Here is a 5017-nt window from a genome sequence, read left to right as displayed (position 1 = left end):
GACTTATAAGGGTCTCTCGTCTCAACCAAGCGTAGGCGCTGTAGGGGAGGCCGTCTAATCGGCCAGGTGCAATTTATTATTTGCCGGTAAGGCCGTTCAGCAAACCGCCCAGACCGCCGCTTGTACCCGTGGTTGTAGTGCCACTGCCCGATGTGCTGGCGCCGGTGCCGCCGGTGAGGCCGCCGAGCAAGCCACCGCTACTGCCACTGGTGCCGCCGGTGACCAAACCACCTACCGAGCCTACGGTGTTGCCGACTGTGGTGACGGTGGTACCTACCGCGTTGGTGATTGGGTTGGCATTAGCTGTGGTCAGGTTAGTGCCGATACCACTCACCGCACCGCCGACTTGAGTCACCAGGCCGTTGACTGGAGCGCCGAGGCCGGTAGTGGTGCCGACGTTTTGGGTCAGGCTGGTTACACCGGACGTTACTGGGTTAAGCGCCGCGCCCACGTTAGTGGCCAGGCCTGCCACCGGCGCAGTGGCGGCGGTGTTGGCGACGCCCGTGCCACCGAGAACGGTGCCGAGCGAGGCGACCGTGTTGCCCAATGCGCCACCGGTGACACCTGCTGCACTCACAGTGCCGTTGGTGTTGCCGGCGTTCAGGCCGCTACCCACGTTGGCCACCAGGCCACCGACCAGTTCAGGCAGGCCGGGCGCTGCTGCGCCACTGGCTGGAGCGACATAGCCGCCGGATTTATCGAGTGTGCCGCCTACGCCCGTCAGAGCGCTGCCGACGATGGTGGTAACAGGGTTGCCGGTGCCGCCAGCACTGGCGACTTGGGTGCCCAGGCCGGTGACGGTGCTGCCGACTTTATCCAGCAGCCCATTCACAGGGGTGCCCAGGCCGGTTGCCTTGCCGAGGTTGCCGGTAGTGTTTTCCACCAGCGACACCACAGGCACCAGTACTTTGCCGCCCACTGTGTTAGTTAACGAGCCCAATGGGCCAGTGGTGCTGGCAGTGCTGACGGTATCGCCGAGCATGGTGACGGCTTGACCGACTTTGTCCACTACACCACCTACCGCTCCACCGACGCCACCGGTCAAACCGCCCACTACGGGTACGCCGCCGAGGGTGGTCGAGAGCGATTTCCCAGTGGTCGACAGGCCAGTGCCCAGATCGGCAACGCCATTACCTACACCTGCGACCGTGATGCCCAGGGAGTTGCTGTTAGTGCCCAGCGAACCAAGACCGCTGGTGACGCCAGTGCCGATGCTGGTGACTGCAGTGCCGGTCGCCGTAACCAGGCCGCCTGCTGTTGTGCCGACGATAGGCACATTGTTCAAGGTCGAACCGAGGTCACCGACCGCTGCGCCTACGTTACCGACAGTGCCGCCCAGGGTGCCGGCAATCTGGCCGGTAACCAGAGGTGTAGTGGTTGAACCTGTGCCGCCGCCGGTTCCGCCACCTGTGCCACCGCCAGTGCCACCGCCGGTGCCGCCACCTGTGCCACCGCCGGTTCCGCCACCAGTGCCACCGCCAGTGCCACCACCGGTGCCGCCACCTGTGCCACCGCCGGTTCCGCCACCAGTGCCGCCACCGGTTCCACCACCTGTGCCGCCGCCAGTGCCGCCGCCGGTTCCGCCACCTGTGCCGCCGCCAGTGCCACCACCGGTACCGCCATCTGTACCGCCGCCAGTGCCACCACCGGTTCCGCCACCTGTACCACCGCCAGTACCACCGCCAGTACCACCACCAGCGCCGCTACCTGCACCTGCATCAGGAGAAGATGCCGCCACACTGCTGTGATGCCCGCCACCACCGCTGCTGCAGCCACCGAGGCTCATCGCCATGACCAGGGCCAGCGCGGTACTTGCTTTCCAAAGCACTACTTGAGTTTGAGTTTTCATGATTGAGTTTCCTTGCACCTGTACAACCTGGGTTGTTTTCAAACGCTCGCTATTTCTAGGGATAGCGATACGTTTGTCCGTGTTGTCATCACAGACCCGGGCACTCTTTCGCGCAACGCTCAACTTGGTATTAACGATTTATATACACCGGGCTGCAGTCGGCTTAATGACTAATACGAAGGGTGTAATCGAGGGGTGTATCAAGATATTTATATTTTAAAAATCATGGGCTTGAATAAACAAACGGACGCCGAGGCGTCCGCTATAACTTAGGGTGTATATATACAATTAATGTGCTTTTTTCAGGCGATGGGTTGCCACTTACCGAGCATATGTTGAATATCGCCGGGGCCGTTCAACTGTAACTCTCCGCTCGAGCCTGCGGCGCTGCTGAGCAAAACAACTTCACTGGGCAGGCGTACCGGTTTTTTGAACTCGACGTCTATTTCTACATTGGCGGCAGGCAAGTGCTCGTGTAGCGCGGCCAATGTACGGGCGGTATTCCACAGCCCATGAGCGATAGCCTGGGGAAAGCCGAACAGCTTGGCCGTCAGCGCGCTCAGGTGGATCGGGTTGTAGTCGCCGGATACCCGCGCGTATTGGCGGCCGATATCAGCGGGCGCCTTCCACCGCGCCAGTTCGCTGACATTGCCGAAGACGGACAAGGGCTCCACTTGCGCCTCGCCGTCCAGCTTCACGCCTCGACACAGCATGCGGCTGTTGGCTTCCCACAACAGTCCCAGCGCATCCTCGACCGTGGTCACAATGTCAAAGGTCGCACCTTTGGCGTGGGGCTGCAGATTGTGCGCGTATACACCGACCAGCAGGTTATTCACGCCGCCCAATGGCCGGTGGATACGAATGCGATTGCTCAGGTGAATCAACCCCAGCAGTGGAAAGGGGAATTTTTTGTCGGTGAGTAATTGCATCTGCAAACCGAACGCCAGGATATGCGGGTAAGTGCCCGGCAGCACCGGGCTGTCGGCAAACCCGCAGACCTTGCGATAAGCCGCGACGTCGGCCGGGTTCACGCGCACATGGCAGCGCAACCCTTCATCCGGCAAGGTGCTGCCGCTGATCTTGCGCTTGAGCGCCGCCCGCCAATACAGCGGCAACAGAAACGGGGTGCTGTCCAATGTCTGCCACTGCATAGTCACGCTCCCAGCAGGCTTTGCCCACATACGCGCAGCGCCTGGCCGCTGACGGCCCCGGAACCCGGCTGCCCGAGCCAGGCGACGGCTTCGGCCACGTCTTGCGGCAAACCACCCTGGCCCAAGGAACTCATGCGCCGCCCGGCTTCACGCAGGGCGAAGGGAATGTGCGCGGTCATCTGGGTTTCGATAAAACCCGGCGCGACCGCGTTGATGCTGATGCCACGCTCGCCCAGCAGCGGCGCCCACGCCTGGGCAAGGCCAATCAGCCCGGCCTTGCTCGCGGCGTAGTTGGTTTGCCCGCGATTACCGGCAATCCCGCTGATCGACGCCAGCAGCACTACGCGGCCGTTGTCGTGCAGGGTGCCGCTATCAAGCAGGGCTTTGGTCAGCACTTGGGGCGCGTTGAGGTTGACCGCCAATACGGCGTCCCAATATTCCGGCGTCATGTTGGCCAGGGTTTTATCGCGGGTGATGCCGGCGTTATGCACCACGATGTCGATGCCGTCGGGCAGGTGTTCGATCAACTGTGTGGCCGCGTCTTCGGCGCAGATATCCAGCACCACGGTGCGCGCACCCAAGCGAGCGGCGAGGGCTTCGAGGTCGGCCTTGGCCTGGGGCACATCCAGCACGATCACTTCGGCACCGTCGCGCGCCAGGGTTTCGGCAATGGAGGCGCCGATACCACGCGCAGCACCCGTGACCAGCGCCTTGCGCCCGGCCAGCGGGCGCGTCCAGTCTTCAACCGGGGTGGCGCAGGCCTGCAGGCGAATGACCTGGCCAGAGATATACGCACTTTTCGGTGACAGGAAGAAACGCAGCGCGCCTTCCAGCTGATCTTCAGCGCCGTCGCCCACATACAACAGTTGCAACACGCCGCCGCTGCGCAATTCCTTGGCCAGTGAACGGCTGAAACCCTCCAGGGCACGCTGTGCACTGGCGGCAAACGGGTCGCTGAGGCTTTCCGGCGCGCGTCCCAGAATCACCAGATGTGCGCTGTGATCGAGATTTTTCAGCAAAGGCTGAAAGAATTCGCGCAGTTGCTTGAGTTGGTCGGTGTGCTGCAAGTCGCTGGCGTCAAACACCACGGCCTTGAGCTTGGGGCCGTGGCCTGGGATCCAGGTCGACGATTCGGCGCCGTAGGTGTAAATCGCGTCGGTCAGTTTGTGCGCAAATACCTGCACCTTGGCGGCCAGCGCGCCACCGCCCAGCAGCAGAGCACCTTCCACCGGGCGCAGGCGCCCAGCTTGCCAGCGTTCCAGGCGTACCGGTGACGGCAGGCCAATGGCGGCGACCAGGCGATGGCCGAGGCTTGAGTTGGCGAAGTCGATATAACGGTCAGACATGGAACGCTCTCCGAGTGCTGGGGTTCAAACGGTGGACCATCAATAGGTGAAAGTCGTTCGATTGAGCCTAGGCTAGGCTCAGAGATTCACCCCATAACCTTCAGGGAGCTTTCCATGACTCAATTGCGCCGTGTAGCGATCATTGGCGGTAACCGCATCCCCTTCGCCCGTTCCAATGGCCCATATGCCACGGCGAGTAACCAGGCGATGCTCACCGCTGCCCTCGAAGGCCTGATCGAGCGCTACAACCTGCACGGCCTGCGCATCGGCGAGGTGGCGGCCGGTGCGGTGCTCAAGCATTCGCGCGACTTCAACCTCACCCGCGAATGCGTGCTGGGCTCGCGCCTGTCGCCGCAAACCCCGGCCTATGACATTCAGCAGGCGTGCGGCACCGGGCTGGAAGCGGCGTTGCTGGTGGCCAACAAGATTGCCCTGGGGCAGATCGAATGCGGGATTGCCGGCGGCGTCGACACTACGTCCGATGCGCCGATTGGTGTGAATGAAGGCCTGCGCAAAATCTTGTTGCAAGCCAACCGCAGCAAGTCCATGGCGGATAAATTAAAAGTCCTGTTACAACTTCGTCCCCATCACCTTAAGCCGCAGCTGCCACGCAATGGCGAGCCGCGCACCGGCCTGTCCATGGGCCAGCATTGCGAGCTGATGGCGCAGAC

4 protein-coding genes are annotated in these 5017 nt (G+C 62.3%); 1 reads left to right on the top strand and 3 read right to left on the bottom strand.

Annotated elements, in window-relative coordinates:
- Nucleotides 1-76: 76 nt before the first annotated feature.
- The 3 genes from FEM54_RS24395 to FEM54_RS24380 form a co-directional block, all read right to left on the bottom strand.
- Nucleotides 77-1849, bottom strand: a complete 1773-nt coding sequence (locus tag FEM54_RS24395; protein ID WP_240792795.1) for a collagen-like triple helix repeat-containing protein — start codon at nt 1847-1849, stop codon at nt 77-79.
- A gap of 302 nt (nt 1850-2151) precedes the next feature.
- On the bottom strand, nt 2152-3000 hold the full coding sequence (locus tag FEM54_RS24385; protein WP_138453432.1) for a MaoC family dehydratase: 849 nt from the start codon (nt 2998-3000) through the stop codon (nt 2152-2154).
- A gap of 2 nt (nt 3001-3002) precedes the next feature.
- Nucleotides 3003-4346 (bottom strand): 3-oxoacyl-ACP reductase, encoded by a 1344-nt coding sequence (locus tag FEM54_RS24380; protein WP_017134703.1) that lies wholly within the window; start codon nt 4344-4346, stop codon nt 3003-3005.
- A gap of 114 nt (nt 4347-4460) precedes the next feature.
- Between FEM54_RS24380 and FEM54_RS24375 the strand changes: the two genes are divergently transcribed.
- Nucleotides 4461-5017, top strand: a 557-nt coding sequence (locus FEM54_RS24375) for a thiolase family protein (protein WP_477749738.1), incomplete at its 3' end; no start/stop codon positions are given.

The organism is Pseudomonas edaphica, from assembly GCF_005863185.1.
Classification (GTDB): Bacteria; Pseudomonadota; Gammaproteobacteria; order Pseudomonadales; family Pseudomonadaceae; genus Aquipseudomonas; species Aquipseudomonas edaphica.
Note: the sequence above shows the minus strand (reverse complement) of the source record. Positions and strands in the feature narration are given on the sequence as shown.